General features: G+C 70.3%; 25 protein-coding genes. 14 read left to right on the top strand and 11 right to left on the bottom strand.

Annotation, left to right across the window (positions count from 1 at the left end):
* Nucleotides 1-255: AMP-binding protein (locus I73_RS18265; protein ID WP_026096919.1), on the bottom strand; the 255-nt coding region annotated here is incomplete at its 3' end.
* 44 nt (nt 256-299) lie between these two features.
* On the bottom strand, nt 300-1541 hold the full coding sequence (locus I73_RS18260) for an isovaleryl-CoA dehydrogenase (RefSeq protein ID WP_022981935.1): 1242 nt from the start codon (nt 1539-1541) through the stop codon (nt 300-302).
* Nucleotides 1542-1691: 150 nt separating this feature from the next.
* On the opposite strand from I73_RS18260, the gene I73_RS18255 reads away from it, so the two are divergent.
* The 3 genes from I73_RS18255 (at nt 1692) to I73_RS18245 (ending at nt 4282) form a co-directional block, all read left to right on the top strand.
* Nucleotides 1692-2411: a TetR/AcrR family transcriptional regulator gene (locus I73_RS18255; protein ID WP_022981934.1), complete on the top strand. Its 720-nt coding sequence runs from the start codon at nt 1692-1694 to the stop codon at nt 2409-2411.
* Between the two features lie 217 nt (nt 2412-2628).
* The gene (locus I73_RS18250) at nt 2629-3441 is read left to right on the top strand and encodes a uridine monophosphate kinase (protein WP_022981933.1); all 813 of its coding nucleotides are present in this window, start codon (nt 2629-2631) and stop codon (nt 3439-3441) included.
* Nucleotides 3442-3454: 13 nt separating this feature from the next.
* On the top strand, nt 3455-4282 hold the full coding sequence (locus tag I73_RS18245; RefSeq protein WP_022981932.1) for a molybdenum storage protein subunit alpha: 828 nt from the start codon (nt 3455-3457) through the stop codon (nt 4280-4282).
* 21 nt (nt 4283-4303) lie between these two features.
* On the opposite strand, the gene I73_RS18240 is transcribed toward I73_RS18245, so the two are convergent.
* The 9 genes from I73_RS18240 to I73_RS18200 all read right to left on the bottom strand — a co-directional run bounded on the left by I73_RS18240 (nt 4304) and on the right by I73_RS18200 (nt 13318).
* The gene (locus I73_RS18240; RefSeq protein ID WP_022981931.1) at nt 4304-4837 is read right to left on the bottom strand and encodes a GNAT family N-acetyltransferase; all 534 of its coding nucleotides are present in this window, start codon (nt 4835-4837) and stop codon (nt 4304-4306) included.
* Nucleotides 4834-5391, bottom strand: coding sequence for a GNAT family N-acetyltransferase (locus tag I73_RS18235; protein ID WP_022981930.1), 558 nt, complete (start codon nt 5389-5391; stop codon nt 4834-4836). Before I73_RS18235 ends, I73_RS18240 begins: the two co-directional genes overlap by 4 nt.
* A 1-nt stretch (nt 5392) precedes the next feature.
* Nucleotides 5393-5965 (bottom strand): helix-turn-helix domain-containing protein, encoded by a 573-nt coding sequence (locus I73_RS18230; protein ID WP_022981929.1) that lies wholly within the window; start codon nt 5963-5965, stop codon nt 5393-5395.
* 108 nt (nt 5966-6073) lie between these two features.
* Nucleotides 6074-7183, bottom strand: a complete 1110-nt coding sequence (locus tag I73_RS18225; protein ID WP_022981928.1) for an acyltransferase — start codon at nt 7181-7183, stop codon at nt 6074-6076.
* 67 nt (nt 7184-7250) lie between these two features.
* On the bottom strand, nt 7251-9044 hold the full coding sequence (locus I73_RS18220; protein ID WP_022981927.1) for a glutamine--tRNA ligase/YqeY domain fusion protein: 1794 nt from the start codon (nt 9042-9044) through the stop codon (nt 7251-7253).
* Nucleotides 9045-9142: 98 nt separating this feature from the next.
* Nucleotides 9143-9967 carry a LytTR family DNA-binding domain-containing protein gene (locus tag I73_RS18215; RefSeq protein ID WP_022981926.1) on the bottom strand — a complete coding sequence of 275 codons (825 nt, stop codon included), beginning with the start codon at nt 9965-9967 and terminating at the stop codon, nt 9143-9145.
* 4 nt (nt 9968-9971) lie between these two features.
* On the bottom strand, nt 9972-11084 hold the full coding sequence (locus I73_RS18210) for a sensor histidine kinase (protein WP_234409541.1): 1113 nt from the start codon (nt 11082-11084) through the stop codon (nt 9972-9974).
* 32 nt (nt 11085-11116) lie between these two features.
* Nucleotides 11117-11560, bottom strand: a complete 444-nt coding sequence (locus tag I73_RS18205) for a DUF2306 domain-containing protein (protein WP_051049274.1) — start codon at nt 11558-11560, stop codon at nt 11117-11119.
* Nucleotides 11561-11698: 138 nt separating this feature from the next.
* Nucleotides 11699-13318: a helicase HerA-like C-terminal domain-containing protein gene (locus I73_RS18200; RefSeq protein ID WP_022981924.1), complete on the bottom strand. Its 1620-nt coding sequence runs from the start codon at nt 13316-13318 to the stop codon at nt 11699-11701.
* 124 nt (nt 13319-13442) lie between these two features.
* On the opposite strand from I73_RS18200, the gene I73_RS18195 reads away from it, so the two are divergent.
* The 11 genes from I73_RS18195 to I73_RS18145 form a co-directional block, all read left to right on the top strand.
* The gene (locus I73_RS18195) at nt 13443-14165 is read left to right on the top strand and encodes a YebC/PmpR family DNA-binding transcriptional regulator (RefSeq protein WP_022981923.1); all 723 of its coding nucleotides are present in this window, start codon (nt 13443-13445) and stop codon (nt 14163-14165) included.
* A 3-nt stretch (nt 14166-14168) separates the two neighbouring features.
* Nucleotides 14169-15458 (top strand): phosphoribosylamine--glycine ligase, encoded by a 1290-nt coding sequence (purD, locus tag I73_RS18190; protein WP_022981922.1) that lies wholly within the window; start codon nt 14169-14171, stop codon nt 15456-15458.
* A gap of 60 nt (nt 15459-15518) precedes the next feature.
* Nucleotides 15519-16439, top strand: a complete 921-nt coding sequence (gene hemF / locus I73_RS18185; protein WP_022981921.1) for an oxygen-dependent coproporphyrinogen oxidase — start codon at nt 15519-15521, stop codon at nt 16437-16439.
* Between the two features lie 11 nt (nt 16440-16450).
* Nucleotides 16451-17053, top strand: coding sequence for a nicotinate-nucleotide adenylyltransferase (gene nadD / locus I73_RS18180; RefSeq protein WP_022981920.1), 603 nt, complete (start codon nt 16451-16453; stop codon nt 17051-17053).
* The gene (rsfS, locus tag I73_RS18175) at nt 17054-17869 is read left to right on the top strand and encodes a ribosome silencing factor (RefSeq protein WP_022981919.1); all 816 of its coding nucleotides are present in this window, start codon (nt 17054-17056) and stop codon (nt 17867-17869) included.
* A 23-nt stretch (nt 17870-17892) separates the two neighbouring features.
* On the top strand, nt 17893-18360 hold the full coding sequence (gene rlmH / locus I73_RS18170; protein ID WP_022981918.1) for a 23S rRNA (pseudouridine(1915)-N(3))-methyltransferase RlmH: 468 nt from the start codon (nt 17893-17895) through the stop codon (nt 18358-18360).
* The gene (locus I73_RS28875; protein WP_022981917.1) at nt 18353-19537 is read left to right on the top strand and encodes an acyltransferase; all 1185 of its coding nucleotides are present in this window, start codon (nt 18353-18355) and stop codon (nt 19535-19537) included. Before rlmH ends, I73_RS28875 begins: the two co-directional genes overlap by 8 nt.
* Nucleotides 19534-20151, top strand: a complete 618-nt coding sequence (locus I73_RS18160) for a nucleoside triphosphate pyrophosphatase (protein ID WP_022981916.1) — start codon at nt 19534-19536, stop codon at nt 20149-20151. The genes I73_RS28875 and I73_RS18160 overlap by 4 nt, the downstream gene beginning before the upstream one ends.
* Before the next feature lie 50 nt (nt 20152-20201).
* On the top strand, nt 20202-21683 hold the full coding sequence (rng, locus tag I73_RS18155; protein WP_022981915.1) for a ribonuclease G: 1482 nt from the start codon (nt 20202-20204) through the stop codon (nt 21681-21683).
* Between the two features lie 60 nt (nt 21684-21743).
* On the top strand, nt 21744-22706 hold the full coding sequence (locus I73_RS18150; RefSeq protein ID WP_022981914.1) for a cation diffusion facilitator family transporter: 963 nt from the start codon (nt 21744-21746) through the stop codon (nt 22704-22706).
* 3 nt (nt 22707-22709) lie between these two features.
* Nucleotides 22710-23677: HAD-IC family P-type ATPase (locus I73_RS18145; protein ID WP_022981913.1), on the top strand; the 968-nt coding region annotated here is incomplete at its 3' end.

The raw sequence follows: 23677 nt of genomic DNA, 5'->3' as shown, positions 1-23677 counted from the left end.
GCGACCGATGCCGACGCGGTCGCCCTTGTGCAGGCCCTGGCGCAGCAGGGCGCTGGCCAGTTGGTCCGCCTGGGCCTGCAGCTGCTGGTAGGTCAGGCGCCGGCCCTGGTGCACGCTGACCAGCGCCTCGCGGTGCGGGTGGGCGGCCACGGTGGCGTCGAACAGGGCGCCGATGGTGTCCTCGATCAGCGGCACATCGGTGCTGCCGCGGTCCTGGCTGTGGGTCAGGGGCCCTTCGCGCATGGGATCGTGCATGGGGGTGTCTCCTCGCCTCGTGGCCTTGGGTGGCTCTGGGATGGTCAGATCGTCTCGGCGAACAGCTCGCGGCCGATCAGCATGCGGCGGATCTCGCTGGTGCCCGCGCCGATCTCGTAGAGCTTGGCATCGCGCCACAGGCGCTCCACCGGGAAGTCCTTGGTGTAGCCCACGCCGCCCAGGGTCTGGATGGCCTCGCCGGCCATCCAGGTGGCCTTCTCGGCGGTGTAGAGGATGACGCCGGCCGCGTCCTTGCGCAGGGTGCGGGAATGATCCCCACGGTCGCAGGCCTGGGCCACCGCATAGGCATAGGCGCGGCAGGCCTGGAAGGTGCTGTACATGTCGGCCAGCTTGCCCTGCATCAGCTGGAACTCGCCGATGGGTTGACCGAACTGCTTGCGCTCGTGCACATAGGGCACCACCGCGTCCATGCAGGCCGCCATGATGCCCAGCGGCCCGCCGGACAGCACCACGCGCTCGTAGTCCAGGCCGCTCATCAGCACCTTGGCGCCATTGCCTTCGCCGCCCAGCACGTTTTCTTCGGGCACTTCACAGTGGTCGAAGAACAGGGGGAAGGTGTTGGAGCCGCGCATGCCCAGCTTGTCCAGGTGGTGACCGTGGCTGAAGCCCTGGAAGCCCTTCTCGATGATGAAGGCGGTCAGGCTCTTGGCGCCTCGCCCGGGCGCACGGCCGCCCGAAGCCGGGCGAGCCCCCTCGGGGGGCAGCGAAGCGTGGGGGCCCTCTTCCTGGGGCTCGGTCTTCGCGTAGACCACCAGCGTGTCGGCATCGCCGCCATTGGTGATCCACATCTTGCTGCCGTTGAGCACGTAGCGGTCGCCCTTCTTCTCGGCGCGCAGCGTCATGCTCACCACGTCGGAGCCGGCGCCCGGCTCGCTCATGGCCAGAGCACCCACATGCTCGCCGCTGACCAGCTTGGGCAGGTATTTGGCCTTCTGGGCCGCGCTGCCGTTGCGCTTGATCTGGTTGATGCACAGGTTGCTGTGCGCGCCGTAGGACAGGCCGACGGAGGCGCTGGCCCGGCTGATCTCCTCCATCGCCACCATGTGGGCCACATAGCCCATGGCGGTGCCGCCGTACTCCTCCGGCACGGTCAGGCCATGCACGCCCATCTCGCCCAGCTTGCGCCAGAGGTCGGCGGGGAAGAGGTTGTCGCGGTCGACCTGGGCGGCGCGCGGGGCGATCTCGGCCTGGGCGAAGGTGCGCACGGCCTCCCGCAGCGCGGCGATGTCCTCGCCCAGCGGGAAGGTGAAGGTGGATTCGAACATGGGGTCTGTCTCCTGCGGATCGTTGTTTTGAGTTTCACTCAATAAAGCATCCGGCGATCCTGGGGGATTTCCCTAGCAGTTCCGAGGCCTCTCTGAGATTGATCAAGTCATGTGGGCTCTGACAAAATTGAGTAACACTCAAAAAATACCATGCCCCAGACCGAAGCCGGCTTTGCCACCACCCGCCGCGGCGGCACCAGTGCCCGCAGCGAGCAGCGCATGCGCGACATCCTGCGGGTGGGCCGCGAGGTCTTCGCCGAGAAGGGCTACGAGCGCGCCACCACCACCGAAATCGCCCAGCGCCTGGGCGTTTCCGAGGCCACGGTGTTCACCTATTTCCACGGCAAGCGCGAGCTGTGCGTGCGCGTCATCGCCGACTGGTACGACGAGATCATCGCGGCCATGGAGGGCGGCATGCCGCCGGACCGGCCCGCGCGTGAGCAACTGGCCTACTTCGTGCGCACCCACCTGCGGCTGTTTCTGATCCAGGGCACCGGGCTGTGCGCGCTGGTGCTGTCCGAGGGGCGCAGCAAGGGGCAGGACTTTGCGGAGGCCTTCCAGCCGCTGCAGCGCCGCTACACCGCGCCGCTGATGGATCTGCTGGCCCGCGGCCGCGAACGTGGCGAGATCCGCCAGGACCTGCCGCTGCGCCTGATGCGCGCGCTGGTGCTGGGCCCGGTGGAGCACCTGCTGTGGGAGGTGATCGGCCAGGGGGCGGCCGGGGCGGACAAGCTGGATGTGGAGGCCACGGCCGCCGGCCTGGTGGAGATGCTCTGGCCCGCGTTGGCCGCGCCCGATGGCGAACTGGCGGCACTGCGCCAATTCCGCCAGGCGGTGGGCGACGCGCTGGGGCGGGTGGCCGGCCACTGAGGGCGCCAGGGCCTCCGAGGCGTCGAGGGCTGGGTCCGAGCGCGGGCCTGGGTTACGGTTGCATCTACATAGCGTATTCCCTTAGCGTTGTGGGGTTTTGGCAGGTCCGTGTCACGCGCGGCCGGCCCAGAAGCGGCACTCGCGCATCGGCATGCGGTATCGGCATGCGGCATGCTTGAGTCCTGTCACCCATTGGCTTGAACCGGGAAGGACGCCCATGACCCCCACCCCCACGGCGCTGGAAGCGCTGCTGATGCAGCGCACGCTGTCAGATCCCGAACTGCTGGCTGCCGCCGAAACGGCGTCCGACTTCCGCATCCTGCCGGACGCCACCGTGCTGAAGATCGGTGGCCAGAGCATCATCGACCGCGGTCGTGCGGCGGTGTTCCCCCTGGTCGACGAGATCGTCGCGGCGCGCAAGCAGCACAAGATGCTGATCGGCACTGGCGCGGGCACGCGGGCCCGCCACCTTTATTCCATCGCTGCGGGGCTGAACCTGCCGGCCGGCGTGCTGGCGCAGCTGGGCGCCTCGGTGGCCGACCAGAACGCCGCCATGCTGGGCCAGTTGATGGCCCAGCACGGCATCTCCGCGGTGGACGGCGCCGGCCTGTCGGCGGTGCCGCTGTACCTGGCCGAGGTGAATGCCGTGGTCTTCAGCGGCATGCCGCCCTACAAGCTCTGGATGCGGCCTTCGGCCGAGGGCGTGATCCCGCCGTACCGCACCGATGCCGGCTGCTATCTGGTGGCCGAGCAGTTCGGCTGCAAGCGCATGATCTACGTGAAGGACGAGGACGGTCTGTTCACCGCCAATCCCAAGACGGACAAGGGCGCCACCTTCATCCCGAAGATCTCGGTGGACGAGATGAAGGCCAAGGGGCTGCAGGATTCGATCCTCGAGTTCCCGGTGCTGGACCTGCTGCAGTCGGCCCGGCATGTGCGCGAGGTGCAGGTGATCAACGGGCTCAAGCCCGGCAACCTGACCCGGGCGCTGGCTGGCGAGCACGTCGGCACCCTCATCACTGCGGATTGAAAGGCCAGATGCCATGACTGACACCACCACCGGCATCAAGCATGTCGCCTCGGCGCTGGCGCGCCAGACCCTGCAGAACAGCGCACTCACCCGCCCCGTGGCGGGCGTCAAGCCCATGCGCCTGCTGCCCTGGCTGCAGGTCGTGAAGATCGGCGGCCGCCTGATGGACCGCGGCGCGGCCGCCATCCTGCCCCTGGTCGAGGAGATCCGCCAGCTGCTGCCGGAACACCGGCTGCTGTTCCTGACCGGCGCCGGCCTGCGGGCTCGGCATGTCTATGGCGTGGGCCTGGACCTGGGCCTGCCGGTCGGCTCGCTGGCCCCGCTGGCGGCCAGCGAGGCCGGGCAGAACGGTCACATCCTGGCGGCCATGCTGTCGGCCGACGGCGTGTCCTACGTGGAACACCCGACCATCGCCAATCAACTGGCCATCCATTTGCAGGCCGCGCGGGCGGTGGTGGGCAGCGCCTTTCCGCCCTATCACCACCATGAGTTCCCCGGCGCGCGCATCCCCGCCCACCGGGCCGACACTGGTGCCTTCCTGGCCGCCGATGCGCTGGGGGCTGCCGGCCTGACCCTCGTGGAAGACGTGGACGGCATTTGCAGCACCGACCCCAACGGCCCCGAAGCCGGCAGCGCCGAGCTGCTGCGCGAGGTGAGCGCCGCCGAGCTGCTGAAGCGCCCCGGGCCGCTGCCGGTGGACCGGGCCATGCTGGAGAGCATGGCCAACGCCCGTCACATCGGCCAGGTGCAGGTGGTCAATGGCCTGGTGCCTGGCCGCCTGACCGCGGCGCTGCGCGGCGAGCATGTGGGCACGCTGATCCGCGCTGGCGCAGCAGCCTGAGCCGGCGCCTGGGCCCAGGTCTCAACCGTCCACCGGCTGGCGGGGCGTGGCCAGGGTCCGCTGCCAGAAGCCCAGGTCCAGCCAGCGGCCGAACTTGAAGCCCACCTGCGGCAGCACGCCCACCGGCCGGAAGCCCAGCTTCTCGTGCAGGGCGATGCTGCCGCTGTTCTGCATGTCGATGCCGGCGATCAGGGCATGCACCCGGTCGCTGGCCTCGGCCAGACGCAGCAGCTCGCGCAGCAGCTGCTCGCCGATGCCGCGGCCACGCTGGTCGTGGCGCACATAGACCGAGTGCTCCACGGTGTACTTGAAGGCCGGGAAGGCCCGGAACGTGCCCCAGCTGGCGAAGCCCAGCAGCTCGCCGGCCGGGTCGAAGGCACCGATCACCGGAAAGCCACCGGCCTGCTTGGTGGCGAACCAGGTGGCCATGGTCTGCAGGGTGCGCGGCTGGTACTCGTACAGCGCGGTGCTGTGGGCGATGGCCTCGTTGAAGATGGCCAGGATGGCGTCGGCGTGCGCGTCGGCCTCGCAGGGGCGCAGGGTGATCTTGTTCATGTGAGCTGCTTGTGGAAGTAGGTCGTGGGGCAGGGCCGGCCATCGGGCCACAGGGCATAGCTGGGCACCTCGCCCACGCGCTGCCAGCCCATGCGGCTGTAGAGCCGGTCGCCGGCGCTGCCGGTGACGGTGTCCAGCACCAGCACGGTTTTGCCGCAGGCGCGGGCGGTGTCCTCGGCGGCCTGCATCAGGGCGGCGCCCAGGCCCTGGCGCTGCATCTCGGGGGCCACCTGCATCTTGGCCAGGTCGGCGCGGTGGGGTTGGTTTTCCGGTTGATCCAGGATGAGCTGCACCGTGCCGACCACGCGTGCGTTCCCGTCCGCGTCGCTTAGCTCGGCCAGCAGCAGGGCGCGTTCGCCGCGCTGCACGGCCGCGTCGATGTCCTGCCAGAAGCGCCGGGCCTTCTCCAGGCTCAGCGGCGCCATGAAGCCCACCGAGGCACCGGCGTGCACCACGGCCACCAACAGGGCCGCGAGTTCGTCGATCTGGCGCGGGTTGAGCCGCTCGACGCGGCGGATGGTCCAGGCGAGGGCGTGAAGCGCGGAGGGGTTCATCTCAGTTCCGGGTCAGCACCACGGCGTAGCGCGCGGGCGTCTGGCCGGGGTTGTGGAAGACGATGGGCTTGTCCAGGGTCATGGCCAGACAGTCGCCGGCCTCCAGGGTGTGGACGGTCTGGTCGACGGTGAGCTGCAGCCGGCCTTCCAGCAGCCAGACCAGCTGCTGCACGCCTTGCAGCCGCTCCAGGCTGTCGTAGGCCACCCGGGCCTGGGGCGGGAACTCCACCTCGACCAGCTGGGTGCGGGTGTCGGGCCCGCCGGGGGAGACGCTGCGACGCAGATAGCCGGAGGCCGGGTCGCGCCAGACCATCTGCGCCGCACGCCGGGCGATGGGCTCGGGCGGTGGGGTCGGGCTGTCGAAGAGCGAGGCCAGGGGCACGTCCAGGGCCTGGGCCAGGCGGTCCAGCAGCACGGCGGTGGGGTTGTTCTCGCCACGTTCGATCAGCGAGATCATGGACCGGCTGACCCCGGAGCGGGCGGCCAGGGCGTCCAGCGACAGGCCGCGCTCGGACCGCAGGCTGCGCACGCGCTCGGCGATGCGGTCGTTCAGCTCCGTGGAGGGTTCCTTCATGATGGAGGAATCATCCAGGATATTGGATATCTCTGCAAGCAAACTCTGCAAGCAAAACCGTCGTGCCCGACTCCGGGCACGGACGGAAGGGTGGCTCGCCCTCCGGGGTCAGTGCGTGGCGGGCAGGGCCCCTGCGGGCAGGCGCATGGGGGCTCGGCCCCATCCCTTGACCTGCTGCTCCACGCCCACATGCAGGGCCCAGCCGGCCAGCAAGGCCAGGGCCCAGGTGACCAGCAGCCCCAGGGCGCTGAAGACGGCGGTGTCGGGCCAAAAGGCGCTGACCACCGCGCCGGTCAGCACGCAGACCGGGTAATGGGCCAGGAAGACCGCGTAGGAGGTGCGGGCCAGCCAGGGCAGCGGCCCCCACTGGGCCAGGCGGCTCCACAGCGGGCCGTTGAGCCACGGGTTCGCCAGGCACAGGGCGGTGATGCCGGCCACCACCAGGCGGTCGCGCCAGGCCAGGTTCAGGGCCGTGAGGACCACGCCGGCCAGAAAGGCCTGGCCCAGCCAGGCGTGGTGGTGGTGGCGGGCGTTGCGCACCCAGGCCGCCAGCATGCCCAGGCCGTAGCTGCCGAAGAAGTACAGCGCCCAGGCGTCCAGCTCATGCCGCAGATTGAAGCCGAACAGCGAAGCCACCGTCAGTCCCAGCACCAGGCCGACCGTCAGCCCGCCGCGCCAGGCGGCGTGGTGGCGCAGCGCCACGATCAGCAGCACCAGGCCGAAGAGCTGCAGGTCGATGGCCACGTACCAGAGCCCGGCGTTCAGGGCGTCCTGGCCCAGGATGTCCTGCAGCAGCAGCAGGTTGACCAGCCACTGGCTCCAGCTGGGCGTGGGCGGCAGGTGGGGGTCGCCGGTGAGCCAGCGGGCCAGCTCGGCACTGAGCACCGCCGCGCCCAGCGCCACGATGCAGGCCGGCACCAGGCGCAGATAGCGCTGCCACAGCGCGCGCGGCAGGGCCGCCGGGGGCAGGCGATCCCCGGCGTCCGGATGGGGCAGCCACTGCATGGCGGCCAGGTAGCCGCCCATCACCAGGAAGATCTGCACCGCCATGCGGGCGGGGTCGGCCAGCCAGGACCACAGCGAGGGCGCCAGCGGGTCGAGCTGGGCCTGCAGTGGGCTGTAGAGGGTCAGGTGGTGCCAGACGATCAGCTGGGAGGCCAGCACGCGACCGAGGTCGATCAGCGGCACGCTGGCCGCGCGGTTTGCAGGGCGGGACATGGTGGGTCTTGCCAGAAGCGGCACAGGCGCCCGGATGGGGCGCCTGCGCGGGGGAAGCGGGAGGGGCTTACTTGGCCCAGTTGTCCCGCAGGCCGGTGATGCGGTTGATCACCGGGGCGTCGGCGCGGTGGTCCAGTCGGTCCGTCACGAAGTAGCCGTGGCGTTCGAACTGGTAGCGGGCCTCCGGCGGGGCATGGGCCAGGGAGGGCTCCAGGTAGCCCTGGACGATCTTCTTGCTGCCCGGGTTGAGCACGCTGAGGAAATCGCGGCCACCGGCATCGGGCTGGGCCTCGGTGAACAGGCGGTCGAACAGGCGGATCTCGGCGGCCACGCCATCGTGCACGCCCACCCAGGTGAGCACGCCCTTGACCTTGACCGCGTCGGCGCCCGGGGTGCCGCTCTTGGTGTCGGGCAGCACGGTGGCGGTCACGGCGGTGACGGTGCCGTCGGCATCCTTCTCGCAGCCGGTGCACTCGATGACGTAGCCGTACTTCAGGCGCACCTTGTTGCCAGGGAAGAGCCGGAAGAAGCCCTTGGGTGGCACCTCGGCGAAGTCCTCGCGCTCGATCCACAGCTCGGGTCCCAGGCTGAAGCTGCGCTGGCCCAGTTCGGGGTGGTGCGGGTGGGCCGGGGCGCTGCAGGGCTCGCGGTGCTCGGCGCTGCCGAAGACCTCGGCGTAGTTCGTCAGCTTGAGCTTGACCGGGTCGATGACGGCCATCGCGCGCGGGGCCTGCTCTTCCAGGTCGGCGCGCAGGGCGATGTCCAGCACCGAGTAGTCGATCCAGGCATTGGTCTTGGAGGCGCCGGTGTCATCGGCCATCTTGCGCACGGCCGCGGGCGTGTAGCCGCGCCGGCGCATGCCGGCCAGCGTGGGCATGCGCGGGTCGTCCCAGCCGCTGACGTGCTTCTCGTCCACCAGTTGCTTGAGCTTGCGCTTGCTGGTGACGACGTAGCTGAGGTTCAGGCGGCCGAACTCGTACTGCTTGGGCAGCGGGTGGGCCAGCAGGCCGGCGTCCGCCAGGTTCTCCAGCAGCCAGTCGTAGAAGGGCCGCTGGTCCTCGAACTCCAGGGTGCAGATGGAGTGGGTGATGCGCTCCAGCGCGTCCTCGATCGGGTGCGCGAAGGTGTACATCGGGTAGATGCACCATTTGTCGCCCGTGTTGTGGTGGGTGGCGCGGCGGATGCGGTAGATGGCCGGGTCGCGCAGGTTGATGTTGGGCGAGGCCATGTCGATCTTGGCCCGCAGCACCATGCTGCCGTCGGCGTGCTGGCCGTCGCGCATCTCGCGGAAGCGCGCCAGGTTTTCGGCCACCGTGCGGTCGCGGAAGGGGCTGTTGGTGCCCGGGGTGGTGAAGTCGCCGCGGTTGGCGCGCATCTCCTCGGGCGTCTGCTCGTCCACATAGGCCTGGCCGCGCTCGATCAGCGTCTCGGCCGCCCGGTACATGAAGTCGAAGTAGTTGCTGGCGTAGTAGAGGTGGGGGGTGCTAAAGGCGTTCCAGTCCCAGCCCAGCCACTTCACCATCTCCTCGATGGCGTCGACGTACTCCTGCTCTTCCTTCTCGGGGTTGGTGTCGTCGAAGCGCAGGTGGCAGACGCCGCCGTAGTCGCGCGCAAGGCCGAAGTTCAGGCAGATGCTCTTGGCGTGGCCCACATGCAGGTAGCCGTTGGGCTCGGGCGGAAAGCGCAGCCGCACCTTGGCCGGGTCGGGCTGCCCGGCCGCGTGGTGGGCGGCGTCACCCGGGGTGCCACCAAAGGGGCGGTGGGCATAGGTGCCAGCCTCCAGGTCACGCTCGATGATGGCGCGCAGGAAGTTGGCGGGCTTGACGGCTTCGTGGGCCGGGGTGTTCTTGGTGTCGCTCATGAAAGCGCAGGGTGTCCTGTGAGCGGGCCGATGGTGGCCCGGTGATCCTGCGAATTGTAGCGACGCCCCCCCTGGCCGCGCCGGGCAAGGGGGCGGTCTCACATGCCCTTGAACCGGGGGGCGTAGATGCGGCTGACGGCCAGGCGCTCGGGGCGCTGGTGCAGGCTCAGCTGGACCCGTCCGGCCTCGTCGCGCAGGGCCTGGGCAATGGCGTCGGCACGCACGATGGTGCCGCGGTGCACCTGCCAGAAGCGCTGCGTGTCCAGCTGCGGCAGCAGCTCGCGCAGCGACATGCGGATCAGGTATTCGCGCTCGGCGGTCAGCACGCGCACGTACTTGTCGGCTGCTTCGAAATAGACCACCTCGCCCACCGGCACCATGTGCACCGCGGTGCCCACGCTGGCCTGGATCAGCTGCAGCGGCGTGCCCGCCGATGCGGCGGCGGTGCCCGGGCCGCCCAGCAGCTGGCGCAGGCGCTCGACCAGGGCGGCGTCCTCGCCCCCCGCGGCCGGGCCGGCCGGCGCGCTCCGCTGGGCCAGCAGGCCTTGCAGCCGCCGACAGGTGGCGGCCAGGCGCTCGGCCTGCACCGGCTTGAGCACATAGTCCACCGCGCTGGCCTCGAAGGCCTGCAGGGCGTACTGGTCGTAGGCGGTGACGAAGACGATCAGCGGCAGCGGCCGCTCGGCCGGCCAGTCTTCGACGATGGCCTGGGCCGCCTCCAGCCCAGTCTGGCCCGGCATGCGGATGTCCAGGAAGAGCAGGTCGGGCAGGGCGGCCAGGGCCTGGACCACGGCCTCCTCGCCGTCCGGCGCGGTGGGCAGCAGCTGCAGCCCGGGCCAGGCGCGTTGCAGCTCGGCGGCCAGCGCGCGGGCCAGCAGGGGTTCGTCCTCGGCGATCAGGGCGGTGGGGGCGGGTGTGTTCATGGGGTCAGTCCAGGGGCAGGGTGAGGTCGGCGCTGGTGCCGCCCTCGGGCGGCTCGCTCAGGCGGAAGCTGGCGCGCCCGCCGAACAGGGCCTGCAGGCGTTCGCGCACCTGCTGGGTGCCAAAGCCGGTGCCTGGCGCGGCCGTGCCATCGCGTCCGGCAGCGGCCAGGCCGCGGCCGGTGTCGCGCACCTGCAGGTGCAGCTGGCCTTCTGTCGCCCAGGCCCGCACCGTCAGCCGGCCAGGGCCGCGCTGGGGCTCCAGCCCGTGCTTGATGGCGTTTTCCACCAAGGGCTGCAGCAGCAGCGGGGGCACGGGCAGCTCGGCCAGCTCGGCCGGCAGCTCCAGCGCGGTGCCGAGCCGGTCGCCCATGCGCACCTGCATCAGGGCCAGGTAGTCGGCCAGGCGGGCGAACTCGACCGACAGGGCGTGGCGCTCGACCCGGGTGGCCTGCAGCGTGCCGCGCAGGAAGTCGATCAGCCGGTCCAGCATGGCCTGGGCCTGGACCGGGTCCACGCCGATGAGCGCCCGCAGATTGGCCAGGGTGTTGAACAGCATGTGCGGCTCCAACTGGCTCTCCATCAGCTTGAGCTGGGTCTCGGCGGCCAGGCGCTGGGCGGCCTCGGCCCGGGCCTGGGTGGCGGCCAGCCGGCCGCGCAGCCAGAAGAGGTAGGTGGCGATGACGCCCACGGAGATGCTGAAGGTCAGCGTGCCGGCCGAGCCGGCCTGGCGCCCCAGCTCCCAGGGCAGGGGCAAGTGGTAGCCGGTGGTGGCATTGCCCAGGGCCACGCCGACGGTGTAGCCAGACAGGGTGCCCAGCAGCAGCACGGGCACCATCAGGGGCCAACCAGGCCAGTGGTTGCGGGCTTCCTCGTTGTCGGGCCTGCGCCTCAGCATCCAGCGGGCCGCGATCCGTCGCCCGGCCTCGATGAACACGGTGCAGCTCAGGCCGATGGTGTTGGAGTAGACCAGGCTCTCCCAGAAGCCGCGGCCGCCCTGCAGCACCGTGATGAACAGGGCCACACCGGTGCAGATGAGCAGGGCGCGAAGCACGTTCACGGCAATCACCCGGGGGGAGGGGAGCCGGCCGGTGGCCGGAGACATGGCGGGCGTGTTCATGGTCCTGCGGGGATTGTGGTGGGCGGGGGCGGTCACAGCCATCCCAAGGCGTGGTGCCACAGCCACTGGCCCAGGAAACGTCCCGGTGCCAGGGCGAAGAGCCCGGCGCCGACGCAGCCACCCCAGAAGGTGCCACGCATGGCCTTCTGGTGGGACACCATCTGACCTTTCCGGGCCCAGAGCACGCCGCCGATGACACCGAAGAAGGTCAGGGCGGTGAGCAGATGGATGGGGGTGTAGCCGGCGATGTTGGGCAGGTGGAAGTCGCGGAGGAACAGGCTGCTGACCGCCGCGGTGAGCATCAGGCCGCCCCAGAGGCGGCCCAGCATCTTGTGGCTGGGCGTGCCTTTGCGCCGCCACAGGATGAAGGGGCCCAGGCACAGGGCCGACAGGGCGGCCGCCAGGTGGATGGCGATGGCCGGGCGCAGGCTGGCGAAGGGGGCAAAGAGCGTGGCGAGGGGATGCAGGGGGTCCATGGCGGGTCGTCCTTGATCGGATGAGCTGCATGGTTGCCGAGCGGGCTCGCCGGGGCCAGCCGAATGCGACGAAAGGGGGGCGGGCGGCGCCAACGGCAGCCGGCGGGCGCGAATGGCGGCCGGCCGGCGGGGGGCGTTTCAGCGCCGCTTGCTGCTGCCGCCCAGCAGGCTGCCCAGCACGCCGCGCACGATCTCCCGGCCGACGCTGGAGCCGATGGTGCGGATGGCCGACTTGGCCGCGGCCTCGGCCAGGCCTTCGCGGTGGCCGCCGCGCGGGCCGGTGGAGCCGAACAGGATGTCGCCCAGGCCGCCCAGGCCGCCCAGCAGGCCCCCGTTGCCGCTGCTATTGCCGGTGGTCGTGCCACCCTGCGGGGCCTGCGGTGCGGCGCCGCCGCCGCGGAAGACCTGGCCTGCTTCGTCGGCCAGGCTACCGCCGCCCTGCGGGGCTTGTTGCTGCATCTGGTCCCGTGTGTCGGCGGTGGTGGCGGCCCGGCCCTTGAGCTTCTCGTAGGCCGATTCGCGGTCGACGGCCTTCTCGTAGACGCCGGCCACCAGCGAGCCCTGGATCAGCGCCTGGCGCTGGGCGGGGGTGATGGGGCCGATCTGGCTGCCCGGGGGTAGCACGAAGACCCGCTGGGTGACGCTGGGGCGGCCCTTGGCGTCCAGGAAGCTGATCAGGGCCTCGCCCACGCCCAGCTCGGTGATGGCGGTGGCGATGTCCAGCCCCGGGTTGGCGCGCATGGTGTCGGCCGCGCTCTTGACGGCCTTCTGGTCGCGCGGGGTGAAGGCGCGCAGGGCGTGCTGCACCCGGTTGCCCAACTGGCCCAGCACGGTGTCGGGCACGTCCAGCGGGTTCTGGGTCACGAAGTAGACGCCCACACCCTTGGAGCGCACCAGGCGCACCACCAGCTCGATGCGCTCGACCAGGGCGTCGGGCGCGTCCTTGAACAGCAGGTGGGCCTCGTCGAAGAAGAAGACCAGTTTGGGCTTGTCGAGGTCGCCCACCTCGGGCAGGGTCTCGAACAGCTCTGACAGCATCCACAGCAAGAAGGTGGCGTACAGCCGCGGCGCGTTCATCAGCTTGTCGGCCGCCAGGATGTTGACCACCCCCTGGCCATCGACGGTCTGCATGAAGTCCGCGATGTTGAGCATGGGCTCGCCGAAGAAGCGGTCGCCGCCCTGTTGCTCGATCTGCAGCAGGCCGCGCTGGATGGCGCCGATGGAGGCGGCGCTGACGTTGCCGTACTCGGTGGTGAACTGGCTGCCGTTGTCGCCCACGTACTGCAGCATGGCGCGCAGGTCCTTCAGGTCCAGCAGGGCCAGACCGTGGTCGTCGGCGATCTTGAAGACCAGGTTCAGCACGCCGGCCTGGGTCTCGTTGAGGGCCAGCATGCGCGACAGCAGCAGGGGGCCCATGTCGGACACGGTGGCGCGCACCGGGTGGCCCTGTTCGCCGAAGACGTCCCACAGCGTGGTGGGGCAGGCGATGGCGGCCGGCGTGGCCAGGCCGCGTTCCTTCAGGATGGCAGCCAGCTTGTCGCCGATCTGTCCGGCCTGGCTGATGCCGGTCAGGTCGCCCTTGACGTCGGCCATGAAGACCGGCACGCCGATCTTGGAGAAATTCTCGGCCAGGGTCTGCAGGGTGATGGTCTTGCCGGTGCCGGTGGCCCCGGTGATCAGGCCATGGCGGTTGGCCAGGGCGGGCAGCAGTTCGCAGGTGATCTCGCCGTGCTGACCCACCAGGATGGGATCGACCATGACTTCCTCCAGAGAATCTTGTGGTGCCTGGAGCCGTCCCGGGGAGGGCGCCCCAAGTAAAATGCCAGTCTATCCAAGAAACCCCAAGACCCTGGCGACCGCACCGGGGCAGGAGAAATTTGCCATGGCTGGGCACTCGAAATGGGCCAATATCCAACACCGCAAGGGCCGTCAGGACGAAAAGCGGGGCAAGGTCTGGACGCGGGTGATCCGCGAAATCATGGTGGCCGCACGCCAGGGTGGCGGTGACATCAGCGCCAACCCCCGCCTGCGTCTGGCGGTGGACAAGGCCAAGGCGGCCAACATGCCGGCCGACACGGTCAAGCGCAACATCGACAAGGCCACCGGCAACCTCGATGGCGTGACCTACGAGGAAATCCGCTACGAGGGCTACGGCATCGGCGGCGCGGCCATCATCGTGGACTGCATGACCGACAACCGCGTCCGCACGGTGGCCGAAGTGCGCCACGCCTTCAGCAAGTACGGCGGCAACCTGGGCACCGAAGGCTCGGTGGCTTTCCAGTTCAAGCACTGCGGCCAGCTGATCTTCGCCCCCGGCACCTCGGAGGACAAGGTCATGGACGTGGCGCTCGAATCGGGTGCCGAGGACGTCATCACCGACGACGACGGCGCCATCGAGGTGCTGACCGCGCCGGGCGACTTCGAGGCCGTGAAGAACGCGCTGGAAGCCGCCGGCCTGAGCGCCGAGGTGGCCGAGGTGACGATGCGCGCCGAGAACACCATCGCGCTGGCCGGCGAGGACGCCGAGCGCATGCAGAAGCTGCTGGACGTCATCGAGGACCTCGACGACGTGCAAGAGGTCTACCACAACGCCGAACTGGGCTGATTCATGAACATCCTTGTCATCGGCAACGGCGGCCGCGAGCACGCCCTGGCCTGGAAGCTGGCCCAGAGCGAGCGGGTGCAGCGCGTCTACGTGGCGCCGGGCAACGGCGGCACGGCCCTGGACAAGCGCCTGACCAACGTCGCCATCACCGATCCGGTCGCGCTGGCGGACTTTGCCCAGGCCGAGAAGGTCGGCCTGACGGTGGTGGGGCCCGAGGCCCCGCTGTCCCAGGGCGTGGTGGACATCTTCCGCGCCCGCGGCCTGCGCATCTTCGGCCCCACCCAGGCGGCCGCGCAGCTGGAATCGTCCAAGGCTTTCGCCAAGGACTTCATGAAGCGGCACGCCATCCCGACGGCCGCCTACGAGACCTTCTCCGACCCGGCCGCGGCCCATGCCTACATCGACCGGCTGGGCGCGCCCATCGTCGTCAAGGCCGATGGCCTGGCGGCGGGCAAGGGCGTGGTCGTGGCGATGACGCTGGAAGAAGCCCATGAAGCCGTGCGCTTCATGCTGGAGGACAACACCCTGGGCGTGGTGCACAACGCCGGCGGCGCCCGCGTGGTGATCGAGGAGTTCCTGCAGGGCGAGGAAGCCAGCTTCATCGTGCTGTGCGACGGCAAGAACGTGCTGCCCCTGGCCACCAGCCAGGACCACAAGCGCATTGGCGACGGCGACACCGGCCCCAACACCGGTGGCATGGGCGCCTACTCGCCCGCGCCGGTGGTCACGCCCAATGTGCACGCCCGGGCGATGCACGAGATCATCCTGCCGACCATCCAGGGCATGGCCAAGGACGGCATCCCCTTCACCGGCTTCCTGTACGCCGGCCTGATGATCGACGCCGAAGGCAAGCCCAAGACGCTGGAATTCAACACCCGCATGGGCGACCCGGAGACCCAGCCGATCATGATGCGCCTGAAGAGCGACCTGGTGGAGGTGATGCTGCACGCCACCGACGGCACGCTCGACAAGGTGGAACTGAACTGGGACCGCCGCTTCGCCCTGGGCGTGGTGATGGCCGCCGCCGGCTACCCGATGGCGCCGCGCAAGGGCGACGTCATCACCGGTCTGCCGGCCGAGGCCGCGGGCACGGCCGACAGCATGGTCTTCCACGCCGGCACCGCGCAGCAGGATGGCAAGACCGTGGTCACCGGTGGCCGCGTGCTCTGTGTGACGGCGCTGGGCGATTCGGCCCGCACCGCCCAGCAGCGGGCCTACGAGGTGCTGCGCGACATCCATTTCGACGGTGCGCAGTGGCGCACCGACATCGGCCACCGCGCCATCAAGCGCTGAGGTCGTTTCAACAAGCCCGGTGGTGTCCAGCCGCCGGGCTTTTTTACATTCGAGGTAGCCATGGACAGCGAGGCGCTCAGAGCCTATTTCTACGAACTGCAGGACAACATCGTCAGCACCCTCGGCGAGATCGACGGCCAGCCGTTCCGGTCCGTGCGCTGGAAGCGCGAGCCCGGCGAACGGCTGGAAGGCGAAGGCCTGACCCGCGTGCTGGAGGGTGGCGGACTGCTGGAGCGAGGGGGCTGCAACTTCAGCCACGTGCATGGCCGCTCGCTGCCGCCGTCCGCTACCGCCCACCGGCTCGAACTGGCCGGGGCGGCCTTCGAGGCCATGGGGGTGTCGCTGGTCTTCCACCCGCGCAACCCCTATGTGCCCACGGTGCACATGAATGTGCGCGTCTTCGCCGCCCTGCCGGCCGGGCGCGATCCGGTCGTCTGGTTCGGCGGCGGCATGGACCTGACGCCCTACTACGGCTTCGAGGAAGACGCGGTGCACTTCCACCGCAGCTGCCGCGACGCGCTGGACCCCTTCGGCGCCGGCCTGTACCCGCGCTTCAAGACCTGGTGCGACGAGTACTTCTTCCTGAAGCACCGCGACGAGCCGCGCGGTGTCGGCGGCATCTTCTACGACGACTTCAACGAAGAAGGCTTCGAGCACAGCTTCGCGATGACCCGTTCGGTGGGCGATGCCTTCCTGAAGGCCTATCTGCCCATCGTCGAGCGCCGGCGCGACATGCCCTACGGCGAGCGCGAGCGCGACTTCCAGGCCTACCGGCGGGGCCGCTATGTCGAGTTCAACCTGGTCTATGACCGCGGCACGCTGTTCGGCCTGCAGTCGGGAGGGCGCACCGAGGCCATCCTGATGTCCATGCCGCCGGTGGTGAACTGGCGCTACGACTGGCAGCCCGAGCCCGGCACGCCCGAAGCCAAGCTCTACACCGACTTCCTGCGCCCGCGCGACTGGGCGGCGGAAGGCGCCTGAGCGAACCGGGCATGCGGCGCGTCGGCCTGTTCGGAGGCAGCTTCAACCCGCCGCATCAGGCCCACCTGGCCTTGGCACGGTTGGCCTGCGACCTGCTGGCGCTGGACGAACTGCGCTGGCTGCCGGCCGGCCAGCCCTGGCAGAAGCCGGCGGGTGAACTGGCCGCACCCGAGCACCGTCTGGCCATGGTCCAGGCCCTGGCCCAGGGCGAACCCCGGTTTGTGGTGGACAATCGCGAACTTTGCCGCCAGGGGCCCAGCTACACGCTGGACACGGTGCGCGAACTGTCTGCCGAGCAGCCGGGCACCGAATGGGTGCTGGTGATCGGGCAGGACCAGTACGCGCGCCTGGCCAGCTGGCACGGCTGGCGGGAGCTGCTGGCGTCGGTGACGCTGGTGGTGGCCGGCCGCGAAGGACAGGCGGTGCAGACACCGCCGACGCTGGCCGGGGTGCCGCACCGTTGCGAGGTGCTGCCCCTGCCGCAAATGGACATCAGCGCCACGGACATCCGGGCGCGGGTGGCGGCCGGTCTGCCGATCTCTCCTCTGGTGGGGGACGCGGTGGCACGCTATATTGATCAACACAGCCTCTACCGGGCCCCGCCCGGCCACTGAATGGACATCCGAAAACTGCAACGCGCCATCGTCGATGGCCTGGAGGACGTGAAGGCCCAGGACATCCTGGTCTTCAACACCGAGCAACTCTCGCCCCTGTTCGAGCGGGTGATCGTGGCCTCCGGCACCAGCAACCGGCAGACCAAGGCGCTGGCCTCCAGCGTGCGCGAGTCCGTCAAGGCCGCGGGCCTGCAGGTGCTGCGCACCGAGGGCGAGGACAACGGCGAATGGATCATCGTGGACTGCGGCGCCGCCGTGGCCCACATCATGCAGCCGGCCATCCGCGACTACTACCGCCTGGAGGAAATCTGGGGCGGCAAGCCGGTCAAGCTCAAGGTGGGCAGCGCCAAGACCTCCCTGGTCAAGGCCTCGGAGCCGATGGACGAGGACGACGTCCCCGCCCCGGCCAAGAAGAAGCCGGTGGTGAAGAAGGCCGCCGCGGCCGAGGACAAGCCTGCCAAGGCCGCCAAGCCGGCCCCGGCCCGCAAGGTGAGCAGCGGCACGGCCTCCTCCGCCCAGAAGGCCGCACCGGCCAAGAAGGCGGCCGCCAAGACCCCGGCGGCCAAGAAGACCGCACCCAAGAAGGCCGTGACCCGCAGCACCGGCACCACCCGCAAGGCCGCCGAGGCCAAGCCGGTGCAGACGGTGGTGGTGGGCAAGCCCGCCAAGAAGACCGCCGCCAAGGCGGCGCCGGCCAAGAAGGCGGTACCGGCACGCAAGGCGGCGGCGCCGGCCCAGGCCCCTGCCAAGGTGGCTGCGAAGGCCCCTGCCAAGAAGGCCGCCCCGGCCAAGAAGGCGGCGGCCAAGCGCGGCTGACGCGCCGGCTGCCTTCCTGACCGATGCAGCTCATCATCGCCGCGGTCGGCCAGCGCCAGCCGGCCTGGGCCGACGCGGCCTACGAGGACTTCGCCAAGCGCTTTCCGCCGGAAATGCGCCTGGCGCTCAAGGCCGTCAAGGCCGAGCCCCGCGGCAGCAAGACCGCCGAGCAGCTGATGGCCGCCGAGGCCCAGCGCCTGGAGGCCGCCGTGCCCAAGGGCGCCCGGCGCGTGCTGCTGGACGAGCGCGGCACCCGCCTGACCACCGCCCAGCTGGCCCAGCGCTTCGAGTTCTGGCTGGGCGACGGACGGGATGTGGTCTTCTTCATCGGCGGGCCTGACGGGCTGGACCCCCAGCTCAAGGGCACGGCCGACGAGAGCCTGCGCCTGTCGGACCTGACCCTGCCGCACGCCTTCGTGCGGGTGCTGCTGGCCGAGGCGCTCTACCGCGCCTGGTCGCTGCGCAACGGCCACCCCTACCACCGTGAGTGAGCAGCCCGTCGGCGCCACCCGCCCCGCGCTCCCCCGCGAGCCCCGGCTGGACGCGCTGCGCGGTCTGGCCATCGCGGCGGTGCTGGTCCTGCACTTCACGCTGGCCTTCGGCCTGGCCCGCAGCCCGCTGGGCACCTGGCTGGGCCGGCCGCTGCTGGCGGTGTTGACCCTGCGCGGCAACTACGGGGTGACGCTGTTCTTCGTCATCTCGGGCTTCCTGATCACCGACCATGTGCTGCGGCGCGATGGGGCGCTGCAGCGGCTGGACTGGCGCCGCTTCGCGGTGGAGCGGGCCAGCCGCCTGTTGCCGCTGCTGGCGCTGGCGCTGCTGTGCGTGCTGGTACCAGGCCTGCTGGGCTGGCCCTTCTTCGCCGGGGACACCCACGCTCCGCCGATGACGGCCGGGCGCTGGGCCATCGCGCTGCTGTCGGTGCTGGGCTTCTGGCACAACCAGCTGATGCAGGACTGGGGCTACTTCCACTACATCTTGAACGTCTACTGGTCGCTCTCGGTGGAAGAGGTCTTCTACCTGGGCTTTGCCGTGCTTTGCCTGGCCCTGGGCCGGGGCGAGCGGGTGATGCTGGTGGCGGTGGCGCTGGTGCTGCTGGGGCCGCTGTACCGGGCCGTGCACCCGGACGACGAGATCCGCTACCTTTACGCCTATCCGGCCTGCTTCGACGCCATCGCCTGGGGCGTGCTGGCGGCCTGGGTGGCCCACCGCCATCCGGTGTCGCCGCGGCGCGCCGCGTGGGCACGGGCCCTGGGGCTGGCCGGCATCGCGGCGGCCTGGAGCGTGGATTTCGGCGCCCACCCGGCCTGGAGCTTCTCGGCCCTGGCGGCGGCCACCGCGCTGTGGCTCTGGGCCCTGGCCGGCAGCCGCCCCTGTCACCCGCGCTGGGCCCGGCTGCTGGCGCCCTGGGCCTGGCTGGGCCGACACAGCTACGAGCTCTACCTCTTTCACATCTTCGTGCTGGCGCTGCTACGCCAGGTCTGGAGCCGGCAGACGCTGCCCGACGCCGGGCGGCTGCCGCTGCTGGTCGCCTACCTGGTGCTGAGCGCGGCCGTGGCCTGGGCCGTGGCCCGCGGGGTGGGGGATCCGGCACGACGGGCCTGGCGCCACCGCTGGGGCCGGGGCGCGGGGTCGGCCGGGGACCGCGCCACAATCGCCAACCCATGAGCACCGCACCGCTGCACGATTTCATCTACCTGGCTTCCCAGAGCCCCCGCCGTCGCCAGCTGCTGGACCAGCTGGGCGTGCGCCATGAGCTGCTGCTGCCCGGCCCCGACGAGGACGCCGAGGCCCTGGAGGCCGAGCGCTCCGGCGAAGCGCCGGCCGACTACGTCGAGCGCGTGACGCGGGCCAAGCTGCAGGCGGCGCGGGCGCGCTGGAAGGCGCGCGGGCTGCCCGCCGCGCCCATCCTCTGCTCGGACACCACGGTGGCCCTGGGCCGGCGCATCCTGGGCAAGCCGGCCGATGCGGGCGACGCCACCGCCACGCTGACCCGGCTGTCCGGCCGCAGCCACAAGGTGCTGACGGCGGTGGCCCTGTGGGACGGCCGGCGCAGCCATCTGGCGGTCAATGTCTCCACCGTGAAGTTCGCGCCCTTGCCCACCGAGGTGGTGGCCGCCTACGTGGCCAGCGGCGAGCCTTTCGGCAAGGCCGGCGCCTACGCGATCCAGAGCGCGCTGGCGGGTTGGATCGAGCGCATCGCCGGGAGCTACTCCGGTATCATGGGCTTGCCCCTTTACGAGACAACCCAGTTGCTGCGACAGGCCCGCGTCCGCCTCTGACCGCCGTGCCCGCGGCCCCGGGAAGAAGCCACCCATCCACGCGGCCGCACATGCACGACATCCTGATCAACTGGGCTCCGCAGGAGACCCGCGTCGCCCTCATCGAGAACGGGGCCATCCAGGAGCTGCACATCGAGCGCACGCTGGAGCGCGGCCTGGTGGGCAACATCTACCTGGGCAAGGTCGCCCGCGTGCTGCCGGGCATGCAAAGCGCCTTCATCGACATCGGCCTGGAGCGCGCGGCCTTCCTGCACGTGGCCGATCTGCACACCGCCCACGCACCTGGGGCGCGCGACAGCCACCCGCCCACGCCCATCGAGAAGCTGGTCTTCGAAGGGCAGACGCTGACGGTGCAGGTGGTCAAGGACCCGATCGGCACCAAGGGCGCACGCCTGACCACGCAGATCAGCATTGCCGGGCGCATGCTGGTCTTCCTGCCGCAGGACAACCACATCGGCATCTCGCAGAAGATCGGCTCGGTCGAGACCCGCGAGCAGCTGCGCCAGCGCATGGTGGCCCTGGTGGGCAAGCCCGAGCCGGGCAGCAAGGACGGGCCGGGCGGCTTCATCCTGCGCACCAATGCCGAGGAGGCCAGCGACACCGAGCTGTCCGAGGACATCGCCTACCTCCGCAAGACCTGGGCCCAGATCCGCCAGCGCGCGGTGTCCCGACCGGCGGGCACGCTGCTGCACCAGGATCTGTCCCTGGCCGAGCGGGTGCTGCGCGACCTGGCCACCGAGCAGACCCTGGCCATCCGCATCGATTCGCGCCTGCAGTATGAGCAGCTCAAGGCCTTCGGCATGGCCTACACGCCCGCTTCCGCCGCCAAGCTGGAGCACTACCGCGGCGAGCGGCCGATCTTCGACCTCTTCAATGTCGAGGAAGAGATCGCCCGGGCGCTGGGGCGACGGGTGGACCTGAAGTCCGGCGGCTACCTCATCATCGACCAGACGGAGGCCCGAACGACGATCGACGTCAACACCGGCGGCTTTGTCGGCGCGCGCAATTTCGATGAGACGATCTTCAAGACCAACCTGGAGGCGGCCCTGGCCATCGCCCGCCAGCTGCGGCTGCGCAACCTGGGCGGCATCATCATCATCGACTTCATCGACATGGCGCGCGAGGAGCACCAGCAGGCCGTGCTGGCCGAGCTGCGCAAGCAGCTCTCGCGCGACCGCACCAAGACCACGGTGAGCGGCTTCACCCAGCTGGGCCTGGTGGAGATGACCCGCAAGCGCACCCGCGAGAGCCTGGCCCATGTGCTGTGCCAGCCCTGTCCCACCTGCGAGGGACGCGGCCAGGTCAAGACCGCGCGCAGCGTCTGCTACGAGATCCTGCGCGAGATCCTGCGCGAGGCCCGGCAGTTCGACCCCAGGGAATTCCGTGTGGTGGCCAGCGCGGCGGTGGTCGAGATGCTGCTGGACGAGGAGAGCCAGCACCTGGCCGACCTGTCGGCTTTCGTGGGCAAGCCCATCTCGCTGTCGGCCGAGCCGACCATGAACCCCGAGCAGTACGACATCGTGCTGCTCTGACACATTCCGGACCGGCGGCGCCTTCAGACTCTCATCAGCCCGGCCTGCCAGACTCGCACCATGCAATACAAGAACCACGACGACGACGCCGACGAACACGCCCTCTACACCTCGGCCGAACGGGCCAAGGCCGCCAGCCGCAGCACCTGGGTGAGCGTGGCGGTGAACCTGGTGCTGTCGACGCTGCAGATCGTGGTGGGCCTGCTGGCCAAATCCCAGGGTCTGGTGGCGGACGGCCTGCACTCGCTGGCCGATCTGGTGTCCGATGCGGTGGTGCTGGTGGCAGGCCACCAGGCCCGCAAGGCGGCGGACGACGACCATCCCTACGGCCACCAGCGCTTCGAGAACGCGGCCTCGATGGTGCTGGGCGTGCTGCTGCTGGTGGTGGGGGCGGGCATGCTGGTGTCTGCCTTCGAGAAGCTGCACGCCCCCGCGAACCTGCCGCCCGTGCATGTGGCCGCCCTGTGGGTGGCCCTGGGCACCCTGGTGGCCAAGGAGCTGCTGTTCCGCTACATGCTGGCCGTGGCCAAGCAGGTCAAGTCCAGCCTGCTGGTGGCCAATGCCTGGCACGCGCGCTCGGATGCGGCCTCTTCGCTGGTGGTGGCGCTGGGTCTGGTGGGCAATCTGGCGGGCTATCCCATCCTCGATCCCATCGCGGCCCTGATCGTCGGTCTGATGGTGGCCAAGATGGGCATCGAGTTCGGCTGGAGCGCCCTGCACGACCTGATGGACCGCGCGGCCGACGACGAGGAAGTGCAGGCCATCCGCCAAACCCTGGTCGAGACGCCCGGTGTGGCAGGCGTGCACGATGTGCGCACCCGCAAGATGGGCGACATGATCGTGGTGGACGCCCACATCGAGGTGGACGCCGCCATCACGGTGGAGCAGGGCCACGACATCGCGGTGGCGGCCCGGCAGCGGGTGATGCAGCGCCACCGGGTGCTCAACCTGATGACCCATGTGGACCCCTGGCACCGGCCCGACCTGGACCACGCGCCGGTGAAGTCCGTCCCGCAGGCCTGAGTCATGGACGAGGGGCTGAGTAGCTCGGAGGCCGCACAGCGGCTGCGCGAGGACGGTCCCAACGAACTGCAGACCCCTGGCGGCCGCCCGCTGTGGCGCTTGCTGTGGTCGGTCCTCACCGAGCCCATGTTCGCCCTGTTGCTGGCCTGCGGCGGGCTCTATGCGGTGCTGGGCAGCGCCCAGGAGGCCTGGACCCTGATGGGCTTCGTGGTGGTGGTCATGGGGATCAGCCTGGTGCAGCAGCAGCGGGCCGAGCGTTCGCTGGCCGCCTTGCGGGCGCTGGCCAGTCCCCAGGCCCTGGTGTGGCGCGATGGCCGGGCGCAACGCGTGCCCGGCCGCGAGCTGGTGCGTGGCGACATCGTGCTGCTGAGTGAAGGCGACCGCGTGCCGGCCGACCTGCTGCTGCGGGCGGCCAGTGGGGTGTCGGCCGACGAGTCCCTGCTCACCGGCGAATCCGCGCCGGTGTTCAAGCAGGTGGCGGATACCGACGAGGGGCGTCTCTATGCCGGCACCCTGATCACCGCCGGGCATGCCCGGGCCGAGGTGCTGGCCACGGGCGTGCGCAGCGCGCTGGGGCACATCGGCGCCTCGCTGGCCCGCACCGAGCCGCCACCCAGCCCGGTGCACACCGAGACCGCGCGCATCGTGCGCCGCGTGGCCGTGGCGGGGCTGTTGCTGGCCGCCGTGCTGGCCGTGGTCTATGGCCTGAGCCGGGGCGACTGGCTGCGCGGTCTGCTGGCGGGGCTGACGCTGGCCATGGCTATCCTGCCGGAAGAACTGCCGGTGGTGTTGACACTGTTTCTGGGTCTGGGGGCCTGGCGCCTGGCCCGTGAACAGGTGCTGGTGCGGCGCATGGATGCGGTGGAGACCCTGGGCGCCACCACCGTGCTGTGCGTGGACAAGACCGGCACCCTGACGCTCAACCGCATGGCGGTGCGGCACCTGTGGGCCGACGGGGCCGAGCACGACAT

Source organism: Ideonella sp. B508-1, assembly GCF_000333615.1.
Lineage (GTDB): Bacteria > Pseudomonadota > Gammaproteobacteria > Burkholderiales > Burkholderiaceae_C > Ideonella.
The sequence above is the reverse complement of the archived record's forward strand: the minus strand, read 5'-3'. Positions and strand labels throughout refer to the sequence as shown.